The organism is Hyphomicrobium sp. CS1GBMeth3 (genome assembly GCF_900117455.1).
Taxonomy (GTDB): Bacteria; Pseudomonadota; Alphaproteobacteria; order Rhizobiales; family Hyphomicrobiaceae; genus Hyphomicrobium_C.
Genome location: NZ_FPHO01000003.1, coordinates 1551598 through 1574325 on the forward strand (window position 1 = coordinate 1551598; position 22728 = coordinate 1574325).

Genomic DNA, 22728 nt, shown 5'->3' on the forward strand with positions numbered 1-22728 from the left:
AGGTGCTATCCGGCCGTCTTTAGAACGGGAATGGTAGCATGCCGAGGGCCGTCCTCAATCGACCCCATGGACTTATGAGTGTGCATAGTCGGCCCCCTGCCGCGCGAGGCGTGCGGCATAAAACCCATCCATTCCCGACAGCTCGGGCTCTGCATGCGGCAGATGGAAAGGCAGCGTCCTGAGGTCGCCCTCGGGCGTGATCCAGGCCGCGTCGATCCCGGCTTCTCCCGGCGCGATCGGCAAACGGACGAAGTCGGGGTTCGCGCTAAGGAATTTCGCGATCTGGCGCTCGCCTTCCTCGGGCTCGAGCGAGCAGACACAGTAGACGAGCCGTCCACCCGGGCGGACGAGCTGCGCGGCTTTGTCGAGCAGGCCCTCCTGCAGAGCGACGCGCTGCGAGGTGTCGTCCTTGCGCCTCAAGTGCAGGATGTCAGGGTGGCGGCGGATGGTGCCGGTGGCGCTGCAGGGAGCATCGAGCAGCACGCCGTCGAAAAGCCGCTCCGGCTCCCAGGCGCGCAGGTCCGCTTCGACCACATCCGCTTCAAGCTTGAGCCGCGCCAGGTTCTCCTTGAGCCGGCTGAGTCGGGCCGGCGACTGGTCAACCGCCGTGACAATCGCGCCGGCCGCGGCCAGCTCGGCGGTCTTGCCGCCCGGCGCCGCGCAAAGATCGGCGATCTCCTGTCCCGCGGCCGGCTCGAGCAGGCGCACCGGCAGCGCCGCGCCGGCGTCCTGCACCCACCACGCGCCGTCTCCATAGCCCGGCAACGCCTCGACGCGGCCCGCATCCGCGCGGCTGAGCCGGATCGTGCCCGTTGCGAGCAAGTGACCTCCGAGCCGTTCGGCCCACGCGCCGGCCTCGGCCTTGGCGGAAAGATCGAGCGGCGCCTCGGTGAGCGACGCGGCGGCGATCTCGCGCGCGGTCTCGTCGCCATAGGCTTCGCGCCAGCGCGCCAGCAGCCAATCCGGAACGTTGCAGGCGACGGGGTCGAGCCCCGTCAGAAGCTCCTTGCCCTCGGTCGAGACGCGCCGCAGCACGGCATTGGTCAGCCGGTCGAAGCGGCGCGCCTTCGGGTCGGCACGGCTGAGATCGACGGCAAGGCTGATGGCGGCGTGCGGAGGCGTCTCGAGGATCAGGAGCTGCGCCGAAGCCGACAGCAGGATCGGCACCAGGCTGCCGCTGTCGGGCGGCGTCTTCGTAAGGAACGAGGAGACGACAGACTCGAGCTCGCCCCTCCGCCGCAGCACGGTCATCACGAGGAGGCGCGCGAACGCCCTGTCGCGGGACTCGAGCGGTCCCACCTTGCCGATGGCCGCATCGAAGGCGTCGTCGAGCGGGCGCCCCCGCTCGAGGATCGAGACGAGGCACGCCACCGCGGCCGCCCGGGCGGCATAGCCCGAAGGTTTGGAAGGTGGCGCTGGGCGCTTTGGGCGGCGCGGAGGCGGCATGAGGCGTTCACCAAAGGTTAGGAGGGTTGCTGCCAGTTACGCTATCCCCGCGTCGGGGACAACGGCGGCAGTCCGAAGCCAGACTTTCCGATGCATCCAGTGAACCATCCGGCGGTCCGCGGCTTGCCCTGCCGGGCCTTCACCCCTAAGAACGGCCTTCCCTGGCGCCCTTTCCCCGCTCGCGGGAAAGGCCGGGGCGCGAAGGGCGGCCTCTTGAGCCCACAACCATCCTTCGCCCACTGATCCGACCACGTGCTCAGGCCAAGGGCACGTGGGCACGAGTCGAGGACCTCTCCATGGCCGCCGAGACGGCGAAACAATTCGAGGCCTTGGAAGCCTGCGCGCAGACGCTGCTCGGGGTGTTCACGCGCGCCGGCTACGAGGCCGTGTCTCCGGCCATCATCCAGCCCGCCAGCGTCTTCCTGGACGTGGTCGGCGAGCGCCTGCGCGCCCGCACCTACGTCTTCACCGACCTCGATGGCGACGAGCTGTGCATGCGCCCCGATATTACGGTGCCGACCTGCCGTCTGCACATCGAGCGCCATCCCTCGGGGAACGTCCCCGCCAGATACAGCTACAACGGGCCGGCATTCCGCTTTCAGCCGCAAGGCAGCGGTCGTGCCCATACGCGCGAGTTCCGCCAGACCGGCATCGAGGCTTTCGGCGAGGCCAACCGCGAGCGCGCCGAGGCCGAGATCGTCGCCACCGTCATCACCGGGCTCGAAGCCGCAGGGCTCTCCTCCTATCAGTTGCGCTTCGGCGACCTGGGACTCATGAGCGCCATCCTGCGGGCCGCCGACATGCCGTCGCGCTGGCGCCGGCGGCTGCTGCATCTTTTCTGGCATCCGGATGCTTTCAAGGCGGAGCTGCGCCGGCTGACGACGGAACCCGGCGCGCCGGCTGCTGACATTCCAAAGCCGTTGCGCGACGCGATCGATCCCGACAATCCCGAGACCGCGGAGCCCGCCGTCATCAGCTATCTTGAGGAGAACGGCATCGAATCCATTGGCGCGCGCACGACGGCTGAGATCGCCGAGAACCTGCTCGGCCGCGTGGAGGATGCGCGCTCCGAGCCTCTGCCGGCCAAGACCGCGCAATTGATCGCGAGCTATGTGGCGATCATCGCGCCCGCGCGTGCGTCCGTCCGCCGTATTCGCGAACTCGCGACGTTGATGGGCATCAACGTCGAGGCGGCGATCGGTGCCCACGAATGGCGGCTCGAGCTGATGGCGCGTGCCGGCGTCGATCTCGACCAGGCCGAGTTCTCGGCCGACTTCGGCCGCGCGCTCGAATACTACACGGGCTTCGTGTTCGAGGTCGTGACGCCGGAGCTTGGTCGCAAAAGCCCCATTGCGGGCGGCGGCCGCTACGATCACCTGCTGAAAGCTGTCGGTGCCGCAGAGGACGTGCCCGCCGTCGGCGCTGCCGTGCACACGGATCGCGTCCTCGCCGCCTTGAACGGAGGCGCCTCCTGATGTCCGAAAAATTGATCCTCGGCGTGCCGTCGAAAGGCCGTCTCATGGAGCAGACGCAGGAAGCGTTCGCGGTGGCCGGCCTCACGTTGCGCAAGACCGGCAATGCCCGCGGCTATCGCGGCGAGATCGTCGAATTGCCCGACATCGACGTGGCCTTCGTGTCGGCCTCCGAAATTGCCTGGCACCTGAAGACCGGCCGCGTGCACCTCGGTATTACCGGCGAGGATCTGGTCAACGAGCAGATGTCGGATGCCGCCACGCGCGTGACGTTCCTGCGCAAGCTCGGCTTCGGCCATGCCGATGTTGTCGTAGCCGTGCCGAATTGCTGGGTCGACGTGCATACGATGGCCGATCTGGCGGAGATCGCGCTGCCGTTTCGCCGCGCCCACGGCCGCTGGTACCGCGTCGCCACCAAGTATCTGAACCTAACACGTCGCTTCTTCGCTGCGCGCGGCGTCACCGACTACCGCATCATCGAAAGCCTCGGCGCAACCGAAGGCACGCCGGCGGCTGGCACGGCCGAGCTGATCGTAGACATCACGACCACGGGCACGACGCTCAAGGCCAACGGTCTCAGGATTCTCGATGACGGCCTGATCCTGCGCTCCGAGGCGAGCCTCATCGCATCCAACGTCGCTACGTGGACACCTCCTGTTCGATCCGTGATGGAAGAGATCGCCGCCCTGATGACGGCTTAACGCTCCAGCGGTGCGCTTCACTAGCGCGCCGGGGGAGACGGGTCACATTCAGGCCGGCTTCATGCGCGAGCCATAAGCCAGCTCGGAAAACAGAGGTGAGATCGACGATGTCCGCACTGCGTATCGTGGCCCTGGGATGCGTCACGGCCGCCTTTGGCGCGGCATCGATGCGCGGTGCCGAAGCACAGGCAAATTGTGACACCTACGGCAAGCTCGCGCTACGCCAGCAGCAGGAGAACGTCGAGTTGAAATGCGGGTTCACCGGACCGCAATGGGCACCCGACCTCAAAGCGCATGTCGCGTGGTGCGCTGGCGTTGGTCCTGACCGATGGAAAGCGGAGCTTCAAGCTCGCCAGCTGCAGCTCGACGCCTGCAAGGCGAAGTAAGCAGGTCCACGAGGCGCATTTGCTGCTCGGCGCTCCGCATCATCCGCGAAAAATTTAAGGGCGAGCCCCGCCAGCGCGGAACTCGCCCTCGTAAATCTCGCCTGATCCAGCGCTTAGTGCACGCTGGCGATCTCGAGCTCGCCATCCATGGCGTGGCTGAGAGCCGCCTGGCGCGTATCCGTCAGCGCGATCGGCGTGCCGTCAGCTGCGTGAAGTGCGAACAGATTGATGCCGCGCGGCAGATCTTCGATCGCCGGAAACATCTCCAGCGCTTCGTCGGAGGACATCGTCTTGATGTAAGCCACCTGCCCACCACCGAGCCTTGCGAGCTCGATCTCGCTCATCACGGGAGCGACCACAGGCTGCGCCTTCGAGCGCCGCTTCGTTGTATTCTCTTTCATGACGCAACTCCTCCTCTCTCGAGGTATTCCAACGTCATGGTAACGAGGCAGGCACCGAATTTCCTTCGCTACCTCACACCATGATCTTACGATTCGATACGCTTGGCTGTAGCGGACAGGCACCTAAGCGAGACGAATCAATCGCCTTCAGGGTTCACTTAGCGTCGAATCGACGCATCAATCCGAACCGGTACCGATCTCGATCTTTCGTACAAGCCGATGTGGCTCATGCCGGACGAGATCGATCGCAAGCAGCCCGTTCGAAAGATCCGCCGACTGAACCTCGATGCCATCCGCCAGCACGAATGTCCTCGTGAACTGGCGCGCCGCGATCCCGCGATAGAGATACTCGCGCGATTTGTCGTCCTGTTGGCGTCCGCGCACGGAGAGCTGATTGTCCTCGACCACGATCTCCAGCTGATCGCGGGTAAAACCCGCGAGCGCGATCGTGATGCGCAGCTTGTCCTTGCCGCTTTCTGAAGCGGCCACGCGCTCGATATTGTACGGAGGGTAACCCTCGTTGCCGCCCTTGCCCGTGCGGTCGATGAGACGCTCGATCTCCTCGAAGCCCAGAAGCAGCGGGTTGGACAGCACTGATAGCCTGCTCATGACAGCGAAAGCCCTTTCGATAAGCGACCTTCTTTCTACTTAAACGCGGCGGTACCAAGTCAGATCACCGCCTGCCGGCCCCCGAAGGGCTCCGGTTTATGAACGAAATATGGGATGAGTAGAGCGCTGTTCAAGCGGCAGGCTGGCTGAGGCACCTGGTACGAATGGCCTAGGCTTGGGCAGCCCGCTGCGGCTCCAGAACGGCCCGGAGCAGCGTCGCCTTGCGTTCGAGGTGCCGCGTCACCTCGTCGAGCCGCGCCGGATCCTGGAAGCGCCCTCCGATGGCGGCGAGCAGCACACGTTTGAGTTCGTCCAGCGTGCCGCGCAGCGCGCCTTCCGTGCACGCCAGCGTTTCGGCAACAAGCTCGGCGGGATCGCGTCCGGGAAGCGCCACCCCGCGCGCGGGACGGGTCCACCGGACCGGTTTGCCGGCTGTGATGAAGCGGCCGTAGGCTGACATCACGTAGCGGCCGAGCTCGGTGAGCACGATGGTCGCGCGCGGCGCCCGCCCGCCCTCGTGAGGCGCCGTCAGCCCGGCCCGACTGAGAGACAGCGCCGCCCGACGCCGCGCCGCGCTGAGCGAGCGCGACATGCCGGGCTCGGTTACGGCGAGCGGTGCGCCTGCGGTCGCGGCTGCGATCAAAATTTCGCGCTCGCGCTGCCCGAGGCGGAGTCGGCGCAGACTGTCGTGCCCGCCTTCGAAGGCCGTCCGGCACTGCCCGCAAGGCGCCAGCGCCCGGAGCCAAGCGCAGGCGTCGTCGCCTGCCGGCGTGAGGTGGCTGAAGAGCCGGCTGAGTGCGGGGCAGGCCGCCCCGGTATGGGGGCAAACGAGCGCCGCCGGCACCACATTGAGGGTGGCCGGAAAAGTAGCCGGACTTTCCGGCACCAGACGATGCAGCGTGTCTGCAACGGCTGATGCCTTTGGCACGATCTGATGCACGTCCCCGCCTCTGACGCCTCGAATGGCACAGTTCGTTACGACCCTGTGGCACCAGACGATTCAGCGGGCGCTGCATCGGCAAGTGCCGGGCACAAAACGATATGATGAGTCAGAGGTTTACTGGCATTTGCTGATGCGGAGCTTGTGCCACAGGGTGAATGGGTGCGCCCTATCGGAAGCGTCCGCTTTTCTCCAGCATCTCGATCTTGTACCCGTCCGGATCCTCGATGAAGAAGAACCGGCCGAACGGCTTGCCGTCGTGCGTCATCTGCTTGATATCTTTAGGGGAATATCCGAGCGCCGCGATCCGCTCCCGCTCCGCTTCCAGGTTGTCGACGACGAAGGCGATATGTCCGTACCCGTTGCCAAGGTCGTAAGGCTCAGTCCGGCCCTTGTTGACCGTCAGCTCCACCTCGAAGTCGGCCTCCGGGCTGCGAAGGTAAATGAGAGTGAAGTCGGGAAAGTCCACCCGCTCGGCGATCGAAAGCCCGAATACTTGACTATAGAACGCGACGCTCTTCGCCTCGTTCAGAACCCGCACCATCGAATGGATGGCCTTCGCCATGTCGTCCTCCCTCTCGGCGGTTCCGCCGCAGGGCCACAGCCCTGCGTCCGTAGCGCCGTCTCTCCTTTATTGGCTGGCCGAGGGGCCCTGTGCTATCCCCACGCCAGCCATAGCCAATCACCGGACATCTACATACGGGGAACGTCTCAATGAAGGAAGTCATCGAGGAGCTCGAGCGCCGGCGCGATAACGCCCGGCTCGGCGGCGGCATCGCCCGCATCGAGGCGCAGCACAAGCGCGGCAAGCTGACAGCCCGCGAGCGCATCGAGCTTCTGATGGACGAGAACTCGTTCGAGGAGTTCGACACCTTCGTCGAGCACCGCTGCGCCGAGTTCGGCATGGAGAAGCAGAAGACTCCCGGCGACGGCGTGGTCACAGGCTGGGGCACCATCAACGGCCGCGTGGTCTATGTGTTCGCCAAGGACTTCACGGTCTTCGGCGGCTCGCTGTCCCAGGCACACGCTCAGAAGATGACCAAGATCCAGGACATGGCGCTGAAGAACCGCGCGCCGATCATCGGCCTGTTCGACGCCGGCGGGGCGCGCATCCAGGAGGGCGTCGACGCGCTCGGTGGCTACGGCGAGGTGTTTACCCGCAACGTCATGGCCTCGGGCGTCGTCCCGCAGATCTCGGTCATCATGGGGCCCTGCGCCGGCGGCGACGTCTACTCGCCCGCCATGACCGACTTCATCTTCATGGTGAAGGACACGAGCTACATGTTCGTGACTGGCCCGGACGTCGTGAAGACCGTGACCAACGAGACCGTCACCGCCGAGGAGCTGGGTGGTGCCAAGGTGCACACGACGAAGTCGTCGATTGCAGACCGCGCCTACGAGAACGACGTCGAGGCGCTGCTGCAGATGCGCCGCCTCATGGACTTCCTGCCGTCGAACAACCAGTCCGGCGTGCCGGCGCTGCCGGCCACCGACAGCCCCGACCGCGTCGACCATTCGCTCGATACGCTGATTCCGGACAATCCGAACAAGCCCTACGACATCAAGGAGCTGATCCTGAAGGTCGTGGATGAAGCGGATTTCTTCGAGATCCAGGAGGCCTACGCGCGCAACATCGTGACCGGCTTCGCGCGCATGGAGGGCCGCACGATCGGCATCGTCGCCAACCAGCCGATGGTGCTGGCAGGTGTGCTCGATAGCGACGCCTCGCGTAAGGCCGCGCGCTTCGTGCGCTTCTGCGACTGCTTCGAAATTCCGATCGTGACCTTCGTCGACGTCCCTGGCTTCCTTCCGGGCACCGCGCAGGAGTACGGCGGCCTGATCAAGCACGGCGCCAAGCTGCTTTTTGCTTTCGCCGAAGCCACCGTGCCGAAGGTGACCCTGATCACGCGCAAGGCCTACGGCGGCGCTTACGACGTCATGAGCTCGAAGCACATCCGCGGCGACGTCAACTACGCCTGGCCCTCGGCCGAGATCGCGGTCATGGGCGCCAAGGGCGCGGCCGAGATCCTCTATCGCGCCGACCTCGGCGACCCGGAGAAGATCAAGGCCCGCATCGACGAGTATCAGAAGCGGTTCGCCAACCCGTTCGTGGCTGCCGAGCGTGGCTACATCGACGAGGTGATCCTGCCTCACGGCACGCGCCGGCGCATCTGCCGCGCACTCAACATGCTGCGCAACAAAACCCTCGAGAACCCCTGGAAGAAGCACGACAACATCCCGCTTTAAGCTGCGGCCGCTAACCGACCTGCCCGAACAATTCCGCACGCTTCGCCTCAAGACAGCCCAATCTCGGCGCTAGAAGCAACGCGTGCGGGCTGTCGAATAACTTGCGGGGGCTGTCTCGAAGGGTGGGGGCCTTGAAGCTGCATCAGTTCGAAATGCATGGCGTCGGTCGGGCAGTGCTCGTCCACATCGTGCTGGGCGACAACGAGGCCGATCTTGCCGCGTCCCGGCAATGGCTGGAGGCCACCGTCGAGGTCCCGGTAAAGGGCACGATGGACGAGGATGGCCTCAGGACGGCGGCCATGACGTTCCTGCGCGATACGCTGAACGCGGAGATTGCAGCCCTCAGAAGCGGCCCGCTCGGCTAGCCAAGACATTCCGAAATATCTTTGAAGTTTGCGCCCGCTCTCCGCGCAAGAGCCGGGCTGATCGCCTTCCTTCCGGTCATATACGTACTATTGTTCACGGAGGAACGTCCCGGTAAGCTCATGCCGTTCAGGAGCTGAAACGGGGCCGCGCGTCACCCAAGGATGACGTGCGCCCAAATGTGGGACCGGAGCCGTCTAGATCTATGACCAACATAAGGTCGCATGAGCGACCTGCGTGCGAGGTGTGCCTGCGTTCCGGGACCACGCTCGTGAAGAAGTACACGCGCGGCCCGTGGCCCGTCGTGGCGTGCAGCGCGTGCGGATTCGTGTACCTGGGCCGCGTACCGGACTACGAGGATTTGTCCGTCACGCTGGCTTGGGAGAAGCAGCATGCCGAGGAGAAGGAGCGGCGCAAGAAGACCAACAAGCTCGCCCGCTTCGATGCGCTAACGCGTTTCCGCTTGAAGCTCGGCAAGCTTGTCGACCGCGCGCGCCACAAGCGCGCCGTTGTCATGAGCGACCGCGTGCTCGAGATCGGCTGCGGGGGCGGAACGCGAATTCCTCCGGGGCCGACGCCCTATGGCATCGAGATCAGCAAGGGCCTCTACGAACGCGCGCGCCCCATTTTTGGGGCTCGTGGTGGGACTGTCTATCACGAGCCCGCCACCACGGGCATCGAGCGCTTTCCGGAGAGTTTCTTCGACAGCATCATTATGCGCAGCTACCTCGAGCACGAGGCACAGCCGCGCCTGATCCTCGAGCGAGCCTTCGCGCGCCTAAAACCGGGCGGCAAGATCGTGCTGCGCTCACCGAACTACAACTCGATCAATCGGCACATCATGGGCTCGGAATGGTGCGGCTTCCGCTTCCCCGACCACGTCAATTATTTCACACCGCGATCGCTCGGTGCGTTGGCGCGGAGCATTGGCTACGAGTTCCGCTGGAAGAACTGGATGTCGCTGTTCGACGATAATTTGATCGTTGAGCTGCGTAAGCCCCAACAGGCGCGGAACAAGCAGGACCTTGCACACGCCGAGAGCTCCGCGGTGCCTTGAGCTGTTAGTGAGGGCGGAGGTCGGGGAGTGCGGCGTACCGCGCAAGATATGCCGCGCCCAGAGCATTGAGATGGCCGCGGTCGCGATAGAGCAGCACCTCGTCCTTGAAGGCGCTGCACAGGGCTTCGGTGCAGAGCAGAGCGCGCATGTCGAGAAAGAAAACGTCGTCGGCAGCGACGTCGATCGCCTCCACGACGTGCTGATAGGTGCCGAGCATGCTGTCGACGTAGTCGCGCGATAGTGCGCAATCGACCTCTTCCGTGTCGTTGCGTGCCGCCTCCGCCAGGCACCGCAGCGAGAACGTTGTGAAGTGCGGCACCTGTCCGATGATGAGCACTTTGATCCCTCGCTTGCGGAAGATCTCGACAGTCGCCGTGACGAACGCGTCGAAGTTCGGCGCGGCGCCGAGCTTCGTGTGATCGGCCACGCGGTTCGTGGAAAGGCTGCCGTAGTTGCTCCAGGCCCAGGACAGGATCGCGATCTTGAGGCCCGGGTTGCGCTCGAGGAACTTCAGGATTGTCTCCTGATACCGCGCGCACGTTTCCTCGAGTGAGGCCGCGCGGCCGTAAGCGACCCCGATCAGCGGCGCGCAGGAGCTCTGCGTCACCTGCCGCCCCGCGAGCCCTGCGTGGCCGGCGAGCTGGGCGACCATGGGCACGAAATGATCGGCATTTGAATCGCCGAACACGGCGATATCGTAGGACGCATCCTTCTCGAGCGCGTGCCCGAACGTGCAGTGCCGCGTATTCCGGAAGGCCAGCTCGTACCCGTCGCAGTCCGTGCGCAGCGGGTTTCCTTCCGACGCCGCGTGATAGACCTGATAAGCCGGGCCATCGAGCCGCTGCGGAAGGCCGCGTGCCGCGATGCCGGCACCCGCAATCAGGGAGAAGGCGCAGGAAACGGCAACCGTGCGGCTGAAAAGCCGGGACGGAGCCATATCGTAAAGACCGAGACGTCGCGTCAGCGCTTGCTCGACCAGCAGCCAGGAGAGCGCTGCGAGAGCGAGACCGGCAGCGACGAGCACGGCGGCTTCCGCCGCATCCGGGGCGCGGCCAAGCCAGTAGGTCGCGAAGGCGAGCAGTGGCCAGTGATAGAGATAGATCGAGTAGCTCATCTTGCCGGTGACCACGACCGGCCCGAGCGAAAGCAACCGCGAGACGGGTGTTGGCCCGAACAGACCCGCCCCGATCAGCAGCACCGAGCCGATGACCACCGGCATGGCCGAAAGTCCGGGGAACGGTATCCCCGCGTGAAGCATGCTCGCCGAGCCGGCGACGAGACCGAGGCCCGTGAGCTCTAGGGCGGTGCGCACCGGTGCGGAGCGCAGCGTGAGCAGCGGTGCGCCGAGCGCCAGCGCCGCGCCCGCGAGCAACTCGAACGCGCGCGAGAATGGAAGATAGAAAGCAAGGGTTGGATCGCTCGCCGCGGCGTAAGTCGCGTGCGCGAGCGATAAGCCCGCAAGCGCTAGCGTCACGACGATGACGGACCGGCGCGTGACGAGACGCCGGAAAATGAGAAGCAGGATGAGCGGCCACGTCAGATAGAACTGGTCCTCGACCGCGAGCGACCACATGTGCAGCAGGGGCGCCTCTGCCGACGGCGCATCGAAATACCCAGAGTTGAAGTAGAAGTAGATGTTCGCCGTCATCGTCCAGACAGCGAGCAGGCTTTGGCTGTAAGTGACGAGCGCGTCCGGCATCAAAAGGAGTGTCGCGACCATGGTGACGAGGACGCAACAAACGAGCGCTGCGGGAATGAGACGGCGTGCGCGACGTCCCAAAAACGCCGCGAATGAGAAGCGCCCCTCCTCCATTTCCAGGAATATCTGCCGTGTGATGATAAACCCGGAAATAACGAAGAACACATCGACGCCGACGAAGCCGCCCGGCAACGCGGCCGGCCAGGCGTGAAAAGCCACGACGAGCGCCACCGCCAGGGCGCGCAGGCCATCGACATGAGGCAGGTAGGAAGATTGCCCGGATTGGGGGCACGGCTGATGAGTCACGTGGCGAACCGGGCTACTGGCAACGGTGAGTTGATCGAGAACAAGATCATCTTAGGTGGTGCATTACACTATGGCGTTGCCTGCACGTCTATTCGCGCGCTCCGGCTCGCAGGAACCATGGACGTAGGAGCGGAGTTGCACAAGAGATGGCGATGATGCCTTCAATTGCATGTCGCACGCTCATGGCGGATCAACGAACGTTGCAGCGCGAAAAAAGTCCGCCCACAGACATGTCTTGTCATCGTCAAACTGAGAGCCAATTAATGTGATCCGGAAGTGCTGGGATCCGTAGTACACTAAAGCACATCAGCCGGGACCAACTAGTGAAAGGAAAATAAGCCATGCGAAAGCTGATCGCTATGGCCGTGCTAGGGGCTAGCGCAGCGCTTTTCTCCGTTGCAACGACTGCTCCCGCTCAGGCTGTGACCGCAGCAGGCGCGGGAATAGCAAAGTCGGCGGCTCCGGGAGAGAGTGCCGTTCAGGAAGTGCGCAAGCGGCGCTGGAAGCGGCATCGCCACTACCACCGCCATCGGTACCATCGCCACCGCCACTGGCACGGGCGTCGTTATTATCGGCCGTACTATTACGGTGGGTATTATCCGTATTACTACCGGCCGTACCGCCGTCGTCCTCGCATCGGCATCTACTTCGGCATCTAAAGTAGACCGGTTTCGATAACGAAACGGCTGCGGGTCCCCACCCGCAGCCGTTTTTCTGTGTAAGCCCTTTGGCGCCGTAAACGCACCGGATTGTTTCCGCGTGGCGCCGTCCCACGACATTGAAATGGCCTTCTCGGTTGTTATGTACCTTCGGCTCGGGCATCGGAGGGATACACGTGCAGATCCGTGACACATCGGATGGCTATGGTATCGTGAGCCGTCTGTTTCATTGGCTCATGGCGTTGGCAATCGTTGCCATGTTCGCGCTCGGCCTTTGGATGGTCGGCCTCGATTACTACAGCCCCTATTACCATTCTGCCCCGAGCCTTCACAAAAGCGTCGGTATTGTTTTGCTAATCGCTCTGGCTTTGCGCTTCGGCTGGCGCCTGTCGAGCGTGAAGCCCGACGAGGAAGACCTGACGCCGTTCGAGCGATCCGCCGCGCGTCTCGTGCATTGGGGTTTTTATCCGTTGCTCCTCGCCCTCTTGGTGAGCGGCTATCTCATCTCCACGGCTGATGGACGTCCGATCGAAGTGTTCGGCCTCTTTAGCGTCCCTTCACCGGGTGAGAACAAGGGCCTCGAAGACACGGCCGGCGCCGTGCACACGTGGCTTTCTTACGCCGTGATCGCGCTGGCTGCAGTTCATGCTGCCGCTGCCATCAAGCATCATGTCTTTGACGGTGGCCGCAGCCTGTCGCGCATGTGGTCCGGTCCGCGGAAGATCTGATTATCACTCAATCTGCAAAGGAAAGAACTTATGATACGTCGCCTCGCCCCCCTCGCTCTCGCGGCCGTGATCGCATGGCCTGCGGCTGCCCCCGCGGCCGACTATGCAATCGATTCCAAAGGCGCCCATGCTTCGATCAATTTCCGCATCAAGCATCTGGGCTTCAGCTGGCTGACCGGCCGCTTTGATCGTTTTACCGGCACGTATAGCTACGACGAGAAGGCACCGGAAGCCTCGAAGGTCAGCGTCGAGATCGAGACGGCGAGCGTCAACTCCAACCACGCCGAGCGCGACAAGCATCTGCGCAATGCCGACTTCCTCGAGGTCGACAAGTTCCCGAAGGCCACCTTCGTCAGCAAGAAGGTCGAGCCGGCAGGCGATGGAATGGCCAAGATCATCGGAGACCTGACGCTGCGTGGCGTCACCAAGGAGGTCACGATTGACGCCGCGTTCGTGGGTGGCGGCGCGGATCCCTGGGGCGGCAACCGCACGGGCTTCACGGGCACCACGCGCCTAGCGCTCGCCGATTACGGCATCACGTTCGACCTCGGACCGGCCTCGAAAGAGGTTGAGCTGTCACTCGAGGTGGAAGGCGTCCAGCAGTAGCTGCGAACCACGCACAGCAAAGCATCCGGCGGTCAGAGTTCGGCCGCCGGGTGCTTTTTTATTGCCGGTCACCGGCGCGTCCCGCGATCGTCCGGTGCAGCAGGAGCAGCGGCACGAGGCCTGCGAGCACGATGGTCAGCGCGCCAAGCGCGCCGCTCTCGATCTGCTCCAGCGCCGCGAACGCATAGACGTGTGTGGCAAGCGTCTCGAAGTTGAACGGACGCAGCAGCAGCGTCGTCGGCAGTTCCTTCAGCGCATCGACGAACACCAGGAGCCCGGCGGCGCCGAGCGCGGGCGCCAAGAGCGGCAGGTGAATGCGCCACAGCGCCGAGCCGGCCGTCTCGCCGAGCGCGCGTGCGGCCGCGTCGAGGTTTGGCGAGATGCGCTCTAGCCCGGCCTCGATTCCGCCGCGCGCGACCGCCAGGAAGCGGATCACATAAGCGTAGACGATGGCCGCCACCGAGCCCGAGAGGATGAGCCCAGTCGACACGCCGAGATAGGAGCGTGCCAAGGCGTCGACACCGTTGTCGAAGGCCGCCAGCGGAATGAGAACGCCGAGCGCCAGCACGGTGCCGGGAAGCGCGTAGCCGAACCCCGAGAATTGCGCCGCCGCGCGCGTGAATTGGGTCTTGGCCACCCGCGGCGCATAGCTCAGCAGGACACCGAGCATGACCGCGACCACGGAAGCGAGCGTCGCCAGATACATGCTGTTCCACGCCGCCTGCAGGAACCCGCCTTCGAGCGCGACCGAGACGTGGCCCACAGCAAACCGGGCGAGCACGATGAACGGCACAACGAAGCCAGCGACGAACGGCAGCGCGCAGAGCCCCGCCGCTGCATAGCCACGCCAGCCCTCGATGTCCTGGAACGGAATGGCGCGGTAGCGTCCGGTCGTATGGTGCACTTTGGCGCCGCCGCGCGCGAGACGTTCGCCGATCAGCAACAGCATGATCAGGACCAGCAGCACGGTTGCGATCTGCGAGGCGCCGCCCAGGTTCGCGCGCTGTAGCCATGTCGTGTAAATGCTTGCCGACAGCGTCTCGACGCCAAGATGCTGCACGGCGCCGAGATCGTTCAGCGTCTCCATGGCGACGAGCGCGGCACCGGCCGCCAGCGCCGGCCGCGAGAGCGGCAGCGCAACCGACCAGAACGTTCCCATCGAGCTGCGCCCGAGGGTGCGCGCGACTTCGAGTGCGCAGACCGATTGCTGCACGAAGCTCGCCCGCGCCGCGAGATAGACATAAGGGTAGAGCACCGCCGACATGACGAACACCGCGCCGCCGAGCGAGCGAATGTCCGGGAACCAATAGTCGGCAGCGGTCCAGCCGAACAGCGAGCGCAGGCTGGTCTGCACGGGGCCGGCGAAGTCGAGCAGGTCGCCATAGCAATAGGCGGCGATATAGGTCGGGATCGCGAGCGGCAGCACGAGCAGTCGGTCGAGCACCGCGCGCCCCGGGAAGCGGTACATGGTGACGAGCCACGCCGTGCCGGTCCCGGCGATGAGGGTCATGATGCCGGCGCCGAGCATGAGCAGCAGCGTCTGCCGCAATGTGACGGGCAGGACGTAGGCGAGAAGATGCGGCCAGTCGTTGGCGGAGGCCGTCGCCGCGAGGTAGAGCACGGCGATCACGGGCAGGCCGATAACGGCGAGCAACAGACCGGCCGTCAGGCTCCACCCGGGCGCATGCGAGCTGTCCCGAAATGCCTTCAGCGCGCGCTGCAGACTTTCGAACGACGTGCGGGGGGCGGTTGAGGTCGGAAGGCTCATCGGCAGCGACCATTGCGGGACGGTCCCGGCCCGTCAAGATCTTCCTGATTCCGGCAGTGAGCTTATCGCGCCCCGCGCCGGCAAGATCACGCACGTTGACGGCAAGCCCAGAGGTTTGCTTAATCGGCGCGCCATGCAGATGACCGCTTTCAATTTCGCTTCGACCTTCTTCCTGGCCTGACGGCCTTGCTCGCCCCGGCGAGCCGGAAGAGCGGCGCTTCGGCGCCTCAAGGTCAATTGCCAGCCCGGGTACCGCCGGCGCGGACCTGTTGGGTTGGCCGAAATTGAAAGTAATCCATGCCCAACTCATCTCATGAAACGCGCGTGCTGAGCGACGCGCACGTCAGCGATTTCATCTCGAACGGTTTCGTTCGGATAGACGACGCCTTTCCGGCCGCGCTGGCGGAGGCTGCGCGCACCATCCTCTGGCGCGATATGGGGCTCGCCCCCGACGATCCTGCCGCCTGGACGAAGCCGGTGATCCGCCTGGGAATGTACAGCGCGGCGCCATTCGTTGAAGCAGCGAATACCCCGACGCTCGTGTCTGCCTACGACCGGCTCGTCGGTCACGGCCGCTGGTTGCCGCTCATGGCGATGGGCACGTTCCCGGTCCGCTTTCCATCGAGCGAACCTCCTGGCGACGATGGCTGGCACGTCGATATGAGCTTTGGAGACGAGCCGGATTTCATGGAGTGGCGCGCAAACGTCATGTCCAAGGGTCGCGCGCTGCTGATGCTTTTCCTGTTCTCAGACGTGGGAAAGAACGACGCGCCCACACGGATACGCAAAGGATCGCACATGGACGTCGCCCGCATGCTCGCCCCGGAGGGCGCGGACGGGCTGACGTTGCGCGAACTCGTGGAGCGCCCGCCGGCAACGGAGACGAGAGAAGAGGTGCTTTCCGTCGGCGAGGCCGGAACGGTCTATCTGTGCCATCCGTTCCTCGTCCACGCGGCGCAGCCGCATCGGGGAACAGAGCCGCGCTTTCTGGCGCAGCCTCCGCTTTTGCCGCGCGGCGCGCTGCAGCTGGATCGCGCAGACGGCGCCTACGCACCGGTTGAGATTGCGATCCGGCAGGCGCTCGGCAACGGCGAGTGACCTGAGCTACAAAAAAGGGTGCCGGAGATTTCCGGCACCCTCACGAGTGTGTCATTTGTGCAGTTTAGGAGCTGGGCCCGGCGTCGAAGCGGACCTTGTCCACGAGTTCGGACGCCTTCTTGCGCAGCGTGGCGAACTCCGAAAGCGGGATGGAGTCGGGCTTCAGCTCACCCCAGCTCTTGACGAGATCCGAGGTCTTGGCCGTCGCGAGCACCGGGTACTCGCCATTGGCCTCGGCGTAGAGGCCCTGCGCCTCGGGCGAGACGAGATACTCGATGAGCTTCACCGCATTGTCGCGGTTCGGCGCGTGCGCGGCCAGCGCCGCACCCGAGACGTTGACGTGCGTGCCGCGGTCCGCCGCATTGGGGAACAGGATGCGCACCGATTCGGCCCAGGGCTTCTGGTCCGGGTTCTTGAGCATTGCGGCCATGTAATAGGTGTTGGCGATGGCGAGGTCGCAGAGCCCGGCGTGGATGTCGCGCACGCCTTCGCGGTCGCCGCCAGCGGGCTTGCGGGCCAGGTTATCGCGCAGGCCCGTGAGCCACGCCTCTGCCTTTTCCTCGCCGTCGTGGGCGATGATCGAGGCGATGAGCGCAATGTTGTAGGTGTGCTGGCCGGAGCGGACGCAGATCTTGCCCTTCCACTTGGGATCAGCGAGTTCCTCGTAGGTGATCTGGTCCTGCTTCACGCGCTCTTTAGAGGCGTAGACGACACGGGCCCGCTGCGTGAGCGCGAACCAGTGGCCCTCGGGATCGCGCAGCTTGGCATCGATCGCCTCGTCCAGCACCTTTGACTTGAGCGCCTGGGTGATGCCGGCGTCCTTGGCGCGGATGAGCAGGCCGGACTCCGGCGTCAGCACGATGTCGGCAGGGCTGTTGCGCCCTTCCTCGGTGATGCGCTCGATGAGGCCGTCCTTGGCATAGATCACATTGACCTTGATGCCGGTCTCTTTTTCGAAGGTCTTGAAGATCGGGTCGGTAAGGCCCGGCTCGCGATAGGAGTAGACGTTCACCTCTTCGGCGGCGCGCGCCGGTGCGGCAGGGCCAGCAAACGCGGCGAAAGAGAGCAGCAGCGCGAACGTAGAGGCCGCTGCGCGCGCGAACGGACGTGGGAGGATCATGAGCATGTCTCCAATAATCGGGGGTCAAGGTCCCGCTATCGGCTGGCCACCGCGAGGACGTGCCCCCGCGATCGCGCCTGCAAGACGCCCGCCCATAGAGCAGCACCCGGTAACTACGTCAAGAAAGTCAACAATTCGCCGGACGGACTGTCACACATTCGAAATTCTGTAATGTTCGTGGGCTGATCCGGGATCGGCGAGAGAGATCGGGCCGTTAGACCGGAATGACGTGATCGGCAGCGAACACGACGGACGCCGTCGTGCCCTGTCCGGGCGTGCTCGCGATGGTGAGCTTGCCGCCGTTGGCCTCGGCGAGCGCCCGCACCAGCGGCACGCCGAGACCCAGGCCGCCGCCTGCGCGCGGCCGATCGGAGCTGCCGCCTCCGGCCAGCAGTTGGGCGACCTCGTCCTCCGTCATGCCGGCCCCTGTGTCCGACACCGCGATGGTCAGCGGCCCCTCTCCACCGTAATGCGCCGCGACGGTAATCCGGCCACCGCGCTCGGTGAACTTCAGCGCATTAGTGACGAGGTTGAACACGATCTGGCGCAGGCTCGTCGCGTCGGCGATCAGATGCGGCAGCCTCGGCGTAAGCTCGAGCGAGAGCGCAAGGCCGGCGCGCTCGGCGAGAGGCGTGAGTTGGGATACGGCGGCACGCAGCACATCGTCGGGCGCGATCTCGGCAAAGACGAGCTGGCGTGCAGCATCGCCTTGATCCGCGGTCGCCCCGCCGTCGGCGAGCATCCGGTCGATCAGGCCGAGCGCGTGCTGCGCGCTGTCGAGGATATCGGACGCATAGCCGACGTAGCGGTCCGAGCCGAGGGGACCGAAACGCTCGTCTCTCATGATCTCGGCCGCGGCGGCAATTGCGCTGACAGGCGTCTTGAGCTCATGGGCGAGGCTGGCGCGAAGCGCACGGGGGACGGCGGGCGCTTGGGCGGCGACGCCAGGCGCGGCGTCCGGCTCCCGGCCGGAGCCCGTCTCCGCTTCGTCGAGAACGGCAACTGTCGCGAGAACACGCGAGCCGTCGCGTCGCACCGAAACCCGGCACGGGCAGCCAAAAGCCCCGCCGCGCCCCCAAAACACCAGATGCTCGCGGGCACCTTCCGTTCCGGCGGAAAGCGCCCGCAGGCGGACGAGCGCCGGCATCGCCGCGTCGAGCGCTGGCGGCTGGCTCCCCTCTTCAAGCCCGAGAAGCGTCGCCCCGGAGGCATTGGCGGCCAGCACGCGCCCGCCTGCGACGTCGATCAGCCACACGGCAAGGCCGCCCTCGAGCTCGGACAAGGCCGACGAGGAGAGATCTGTGGCGAACGCGATGACAGGACCATGGGCCATGGTCGAAAGAGTAGCCGTCCTCGCACCTTGGCGCGAGGACCTTCGGCAATTTATGAGCAGAATAACCGCGGCCTGGGAAGCAAGGGCTGGGCAACCCGCTCAATCCCGCCCGCGGCGCCCCGACGGCCCCGGCAGATGCTGGATGGCAATCCGCATCAGCTCCGGCAGGCTGCGTGCGCCGAGCTTCATCTTGATCTGCGACGTCGTGTTGGCGACCGTCTTGTAACTGATGTTGAGTTCTTCCGCGATCACGCCGTAGGACTTGCCCTCGGCGATGAGCGACAGCGTCTGCAACTCGCGCACGGTGAGCGCCTGCAGCGGGCTGGCGTTGAGTCGTGTTTCGCTGAAGGCGATTTCGGACGCCACCTCATGGCTGAGATAGGGCCGCCCCTGCCGCACGGTGTTAAACGCTTTGAGGAACTCGTCCGACGGCGCATCCTTGAGCAGATAGCCGGTGGCGCCGGCTTCGAGCGCGCGGCGGATGATCATCGGATCGCTATGCATGCTGAGCACGAGGATCGGCGTCTTCTTGTCGTGCAACCGCAGCCGGCGCACGAATGACAGGCCACCGAGCGCAGCCGTCTTGATCGAGAGATCGACGATGATGACGTGCGGATGATGCGCGCGGTATTGCCGATATCCGTCCGCCAGCCCCGCCGCCTGCAGCACGCGCGCGATCTCCGCATCCTCGAGAATGCGCGCGCATCCCTGCAGCACGAACGGATGATCATCGATGATGAGCACGCGGAGCGGCTCGGCGCCTTGCATCATAGCTAGTCCCATAGTGTCTGGTCTTTCGTCACGATTTCGACCCGTAGCGAGCCTTGAGGGTTGCGAGCGCGTCCGCGCGTGATGCGCTGGCGGCTCGGAGATTGAAGTAGTATTGGCTGATCGAGCCGTAGCCTTCTGCCTGACCGACCTCTCCGCCGATGCCTGTCAGGCCATCGAGCACGACCGTGGCACCTTCGCTGAGCCCGATCTGATGCAGCATGGCTTCGACCTGCACGGAACGGTTCGCAATCATGCGCTCGCTCTCCCGATAGCGCTTGTGCGCCGTGGCGAGCAATTGGGCGATGCGCTGCACCTCGGGATCGCTGGCGAGCCGAGGCTGATCCTCTTCACGGCTGACGAGCCATTGCGCCGGACTGATCGGAGCAGCGACCTCGAGCCATTTAACCTTATGCGGCGCGTCCACGGCAGCTTCCTTGCGCGTGCCGTCGCGCGAGATCGGAGCTTCATCGCTGCACGCCGAGAGTCCAGTGAGTACGAGGCCCGAGAGGAGAACCAGGATGGCGACGCGAGCCGGGCGGTTTCTGCAAGCTGTGGCGTGATGATTGGTGAACTGCATGCCCGAGCCTTCTGTTGAATGCGTACGCAGCGCGAACGCACGCGCGACGCACGTAAAACGAAACACCACAAGACGACGCAATGCGGCGATCACAATAACGTTACATCGTTACGTTTTTGCCCATTGCCTGAGCAAGCCCGGGTCGTTTGCAAAGTTGTCCCGTCGATGTCTGCCAGTTGGACTAAAGACGTCCTCGAATGTCGCGGTCTAGCGTGCGGCCACGGTTCAAGAAGCGTGACCGAGCAGGGCGGAACAAGCCTTTGACGGGCTAGCAGATCGGGGCCGTGGCCGTGATGGCGCCGGACGTGGTCGGGGCACTCACGACAGTGGAAAGAGACAGACGACGCGAAGCGGCTGACGGGGGTAACGCCCGCAGTTTTTCGCGAACGATATGTCTCGGCCTTGGGATGGATAACGCGAGGTTTTGGGAATGAAGAAGCACCTGGGTACGGGGCTGCTGGCTGGCGCGTCTTGCGTCGCGCTGACGGTCGCCATGGCATCCTCCTCGTTCGCCAACGACAAGCTCAATGAGCTGTCGAAGAGCAACGAGGCATGGGTCATGCCGGGCAAGAACTATAGCTCACAGAACTATAGCCCCAATACGCAGATCAACACCGAGAACGTGAAGCAGCTTCGCGCTGCCTGGTCGTTCTCGACCGGTCTGCTGCACGGGCATGAGGGAACGCCGCTGGTCGTAAATGGCGTCATGTACGTCCACACCTCGTTCCCCAACAACACGTTCGCTCTCGATCTGAATGATCCGGGCCACATCCTGTGGCAGCACAAGCCGAAGCAGGATCCGGCTGCACGCTCGGTCGCTTGTTGCGACCTCGTCAACCGCGGTCTGGCCTACTGGCCGGGTGACGGCGACACGCCGCCGCTGATCATCAAGACCCAGCTCGACGCTCATCTCGTGGCGCTCAACGCCGAGACGGGTGAGGAGTACTGGAAGGTCGAGAACGGCGACATCAAGGTCGGCCAGACGCTGACCCAGGCGCCGTACGTGATCAAGGACCTCGCTCTCGTCGGTTCGTCCGGCGCCGAGCTCGGCGTTCGCGGCTACACGACGGCCTACAACGTCAAGACGGGCGAGCAGGTTTGGCGCGTCTACGCGACCGGACCCGATGAGGACATCGGCCTCGCCGATGACTTCAACAGCGCCAACCCGCACTACGGCCAGAAGGGCCTTGGCACGGGCACCTGGGAAGGCGACGCCTGGAAGATCGGCGGCGGCACCAACTGGGGCTGGTACGCCTTTGACCCGGAGACGAACCTCTTCCATTACGGCTCGGGCAACCCGGCGCCGTGGAACGAGACGATGCGTCCGGGCGACAACAAGTGGACGATGACCATCTGGGGTCGCGACGCAGACACTGGCAAGGCCAAGTTCGGCTACCAGAAGACGCCGCACGACGAGTGGGACTATGCCGGCGTCAACGTCATGATCCTCTCGGAGCAGACGGACAAGGAAGGCAAGAAGCGTAAGCTTCTGACGCACCCGGACCGTAACGGCATCGTCTACACCCTCGACCGGGAGAACGGCGACCTGATCTCGGCCAACAAGCTCGACGACACGGTCAACTGGGTGAAGCAGGTCGACCTGAAGACGGGTCTTCCGGTTCGCGATCCTGAGTTCGGCACGCGCATGGACCACAAGGGCAAGGAAATCTGCCCGTCGGCCATGGGCTACCACAACCAGGGCCACGACTCCTACGATCCCACGAAGGAACTCTTCTTCATGGGCATCAACCACATCTGCATGGATTGGGAGCCCTTCATGCTTCCCTATCGTGCCGGCCAGTTTTTTGTCGGCGCCACGCTGTGGATGTACCCGGGCCCGAAGGGCGATCGCCAGAACTACCTCGGCCTCGGTCAAATCAAGGCCTACAACGCGATCACCGGCGACTACAAGTGGGACAAGATGGAGCGCTTCTCCGTCTGGGGCGGCACGCTTGCGACCGCTGGCAACCTGGTGTTCTACGGAACGCTGGACGGCTTCATCAAGGCCCGCAACTCCGACACCGGCGAGCTGCTTTGGAAGTACAAGCTTCCCTCGGGCGTGATCGGTCACCCGATGACGTATGAGCACAAGGGCACCCAGTACGTCGCCATCATGTACGGCGTCGGTGGCTGGCCGGGCGTTGGCCTCGTGTTCGACCTGCAGGATCCGACAGCCGGTCTCGGCGCGGTCGGCGCCTTCAAGAACCTCGCCAACTACACCCAGATGGGTGGTGGCCTCCAGGTGTTCTCGCTTGATGGCAAGAACCCCTACTCCGAGGACATCAACGTCGGTGAGTACGAGAAGGGCTGATAAGGCCTGATCGAAAAACGCCGCAGCGCCGAAATTCCGCTCCTCGGAAACAGGCGCTGCGGCGGACCGATCTCAAAACCAAAACGAAAGACGCGACCAAAGAGACCAAGAGGCACACTTCGAAATGTCC

General features: G+C 64.5%; 22 protein-coding genes. 11 read left to right on the forward strand and 11 right to left on the reverse strand.

Annotated features, from left to right (window positions below):
- Nucleotides 1-72: 72 nt before the first annotated feature.
- Nucleotides 73-1446 carry an RsmB/NOP family class I SAM-dependent RNA methyltransferase gene (locus tag CS1GBM3_RS14620; RefSeq protein ID WP_072396196.1) on the reverse strand — a complete coding sequence of 458 codons (1374 nt, stop codon included), beginning with the start codon at nucleotides 1444-1446 and terminating at the stop codon, nucleotides 73-75.
- A gap of 296 nt (nucleotides 1447-1742) precedes the next feature.
- Between CS1GBM3_RS14620 and CS1GBM3_RS14625 the strand changes: the two genes are divergently transcribed.
- The 3 genes from CS1GBM3_RS14625 to CS1GBM3_RS14635 all read left to right on the forward strand — a co-directional run bounded on the left by CS1GBM3_RS14625 (nucleotide 1743) and on the right by CS1GBM3_RS14635 (nucleotide 4005).
- Nucleotides 1743-2921, forward strand: coding sequence for an ATP phosphoribosyltransferase regulatory subunit (locus tag CS1GBM3_RS14625; RefSeq protein ID WP_072396197.1), 1179 nt, complete (start codon nucleotides 1743-1745; stop codon nucleotides 2919-2921).
- Nucleotides 2921-3619, forward strand: coding sequence for an ATP phosphoribosyltransferase (gene hisG, locus CS1GBM3_RS14630; protein WP_072396198.1), 699 nt, complete (start codon nucleotides 2921-2923; stop codon nucleotides 3617-3619). The genes CS1GBM3_RS14625 and hisG overlap by 1 nt, the downstream gene beginning before the upstream one ends.
- Before the next feature lie 107 nt (nucleotides 3620-3726).
- Nucleotides 3727-4005, forward strand: a complete 279-nt coding sequence (locus CS1GBM3_RS14635; RefSeq protein WP_072396199.1) for a hypothetical protein — start codon at nucleotides 3727-3729, stop codon at nucleotides 4003-4005.
- Nucleotides 4006-4118: 113 nt separating this feature from the next.
- Here CS1GBM3_RS14635 and CS1GBM3_RS14640 read toward each other — a convergent pair whose 3' ends face one another.
- The 4 genes from CS1GBM3_RS14640 to CS1GBM3_RS14655 form a co-directional block, all read right to left on the reverse strand.
- Nucleotides 4119-4406, reverse strand: coding sequence for a BQ00720 family protein (locus tag CS1GBM3_RS14640; RefSeq protein WP_072396200.1), 288 nt, complete (start codon nucleotides 4404-4406; stop codon nucleotides 4119-4121).
- Nucleotides 4407-4583: 177 nt separating this feature from the next.
- A complete protein-coding gene (locus CS1GBM3_RS14645) occupies nucleotides 4584-5015 on the reverse strand; it encodes an Hsp20 family protein (protein ID WP_072396201.1) in 432 nt (143 codons plus the stop codon).
- A 169-nt stretch (nucleotides 5016-5184) separates the two neighbouring features.
- Nucleotides 5185-5955, reverse strand: a complete 771-nt coding sequence (locus CS1GBM3_RS14650) for a hypothetical protein (RefSeq protein ID WP_072396202.1) — start codon at nucleotides 5953-5955, stop codon at nucleotides 5185-5187.
- 169 nt (nucleotides 5956-6124) lie between these two features.
- Nucleotides 6125-6520 (reverse strand): VOC family protein, encoded by a 396-nt coding sequence (locus CS1GBM3_RS14655; RefSeq protein WP_072396204.1) that lies wholly within the window; start codon nucleotides 6518-6520, stop codon nucleotides 6125-6127.
- A gap of 149 nt (nucleotides 6521-6669) precedes the next feature.
- Here CS1GBM3_RS14655 and CS1GBM3_RS14660 point away from each other — a divergent pair, with 149 nt between their 5' ends.
- The 3 genes from CS1GBM3_RS14660 to CS1GBM3_RS14670 all read left to right on the forward strand — a co-directional run bounded on the left by CS1GBM3_RS14660 (nucleotide 6670) and on the right by CS1GBM3_RS14670 (nucleotide 9622).
- On the forward strand, nucleotides 6670-8202 hold the full coding sequence (locus CS1GBM3_RS14660; RefSeq protein WP_072396206.1) for an acyl-CoA carboxylase subunit beta: 1533 nt from the start codon (nucleotides 6670-6672) through the stop codon (nucleotides 8200-8202).
- A gap of 131 nt (nucleotides 8203-8333) precedes the next feature.
- Complete coding sequence (locus tag CS1GBM3_RS14665) at nucleotides 8334-8567, forward strand: hypothetical protein (protein ID WP_072396207.1); 234 nt, start codon at nucleotides 8334-8336, stop codon at nucleotides 8565-8567.
- Nucleotides 8568-8770: 203 nt separating this feature from the next.
- Nucleotides 8771-9622 carry a class I SAM-dependent methyltransferase gene (locus CS1GBM3_RS14670; protein ID WP_083567616.1) on the forward strand — a complete coding sequence of 284 codons (852 nt, stop codon included), beginning with the start codon at nucleotides 8771-8773 and terminating at the stop codon, nucleotides 9620-9622.
- A 4-nt stretch (nucleotides 9623-9626) separates the two neighbouring features.
- Here CS1GBM3_RS14670 and CS1GBM3_RS14675 read toward each other — a convergent pair whose 3' ends face one another.
- Nucleotides 9627-11627, reverse strand: a complete 2001-nt coding sequence (locus tag CS1GBM3_RS14675) for an acyltransferase family protein (RefSeq protein ID WP_072396209.1) — start codon at nucleotides 11625-11627, stop codon at nucleotides 9627-9629.
- Nucleotides 11628-11968: 341 nt separating this feature from the next.
- On the opposite strand from CS1GBM3_RS14675, the gene CS1GBM3_RS19585 reads away from it, so the two are divergent.
- From CS1GBM3_RS19585 to CS1GBM3_RS14690, 3 genes are all read left to right on the forward strand, one after another.
- Nucleotides 11969-12286 carry a hypothetical protein gene (locus CS1GBM3_RS19585; protein WP_139247926.1) on the forward strand — a complete coding sequence of 106 codons (318 nt, stop codon included), beginning with the start codon at nucleotides 11969-11971 and terminating at the stop codon, nucleotides 12284-12286.
- A gap of 176 nt (nucleotides 12287-12462) precedes the next feature.
- The gene (locus CS1GBM3_RS14685) at nucleotides 12463-13014 is read left to right on the forward strand and encodes a cytochrome b (RefSeq protein ID WP_072396210.1); all 552 of its coding nucleotides are present in this window, start codon (nucleotides 12463-12465) and stop codon (nucleotides 13012-13014) included.
- Between the two features lie 30 nt (nucleotides 13015-13044).
- Nucleotides 13045-13620 carry a YceI family protein gene (locus CS1GBM3_RS14690; protein ID WP_072396211.1) on the forward strand — a complete coding sequence of 192 codons (576 nt, stop codon included), beginning with the start codon at nucleotides 13045-13047 and terminating at the stop codon, nucleotides 13618-13620.
- A gap of 58 nt (nucleotides 13621-13678) precedes the next feature.
- Here CS1GBM3_RS14690 and CS1GBM3_RS14695 read toward each other — a convergent pair whose 3' ends face one another.
- Nucleotides 13679-15388 carry an ABC transporter permease gene (locus CS1GBM3_RS14695; RefSeq protein ID WP_083567618.1) on the reverse strand — a complete coding sequence of 570 codons (1710 nt, stop codon included), beginning with the start codon at nucleotides 15386-15388 and terminating at the stop codon, nucleotides 13679-13681.
- A gap of 297 nt (nucleotides 15389-15685) precedes the next feature.
- Between CS1GBM3_RS14695 and CS1GBM3_RS14700 the strand changes: the two genes are divergently transcribed.
- Nucleotides 15686-16486, forward strand: a complete 801-nt coding sequence (locus CS1GBM3_RS14700; RefSeq protein WP_072396212.1) for a phytanoyl-CoA dioxygenase family protein — start codon at nucleotides 15686-15688, stop codon at nucleotides 16484-16486.
- A gap of 64 nt (nucleotides 16487-16550) precedes the next feature.
- Here CS1GBM3_RS14700 and CS1GBM3_RS14705 read toward each other — a convergent pair whose 3' ends face one another.
- From CS1GBM3_RS14705 to CS1GBM3_RS14720, 4 genes are all read right to left on the reverse strand, one after another.
- Nucleotides 16551-17606, reverse strand: coding sequence for a Fe(3+) ABC transporter substrate-binding protein (locus tag CS1GBM3_RS14705; RefSeq protein WP_072397534.1), 1056 nt, complete (start codon nucleotides 17604-17606; stop codon nucleotides 16551-16553).
- A gap of 214 nt (nucleotides 17607-17820) precedes the next feature.
- A complete protein-coding gene (locus CS1GBM3_RS14710) occupies nucleotides 17821-18939 on the reverse strand; it encodes a sensor histidine kinase (RefSeq protein WP_072396213.1) in 1119 nt (372 codons plus the stop codon).
- Nucleotides 18940-19038: 99 nt separating this feature from the next.
- Nucleotides 19039-19707 carry a response regulator transcription factor gene (locus CS1GBM3_RS14715; protein WP_072397535.1) on the reverse strand — a complete coding sequence of 223 codons (669 nt, stop codon included), beginning with the start codon at nucleotides 19705-19707 and terminating at the stop codon, nucleotides 19039-19041.
- A gap of 31 nt (nucleotides 19708-19738) precedes the next feature.
- Entirely contained in the window at nucleotides 19739-20287 is a 549-nt protein-coding gene (locus CS1GBM3_RS14720; protein WP_139247927.1) for a hypothetical protein, read from the reverse strand.
- A 430-nt stretch (nucleotides 20288-20717) separates the two neighbouring features.
- Here CS1GBM3_RS14720 and CS1GBM3_RS14725 point away from each other — a divergent pair, with 430 nt between their 5' ends.
- A complete protein-coding gene (locus CS1GBM3_RS14725; RefSeq protein WP_072396215.1) occupies nucleotides 20718-22598 on the forward strand; it encodes a methanol/ethanol family PQQ-dependent dehydrogenase in 1881 nt (626 codons plus the stop codon).
- Nucleotides 22599-22728: the final 130 nt, after the last annotated feature.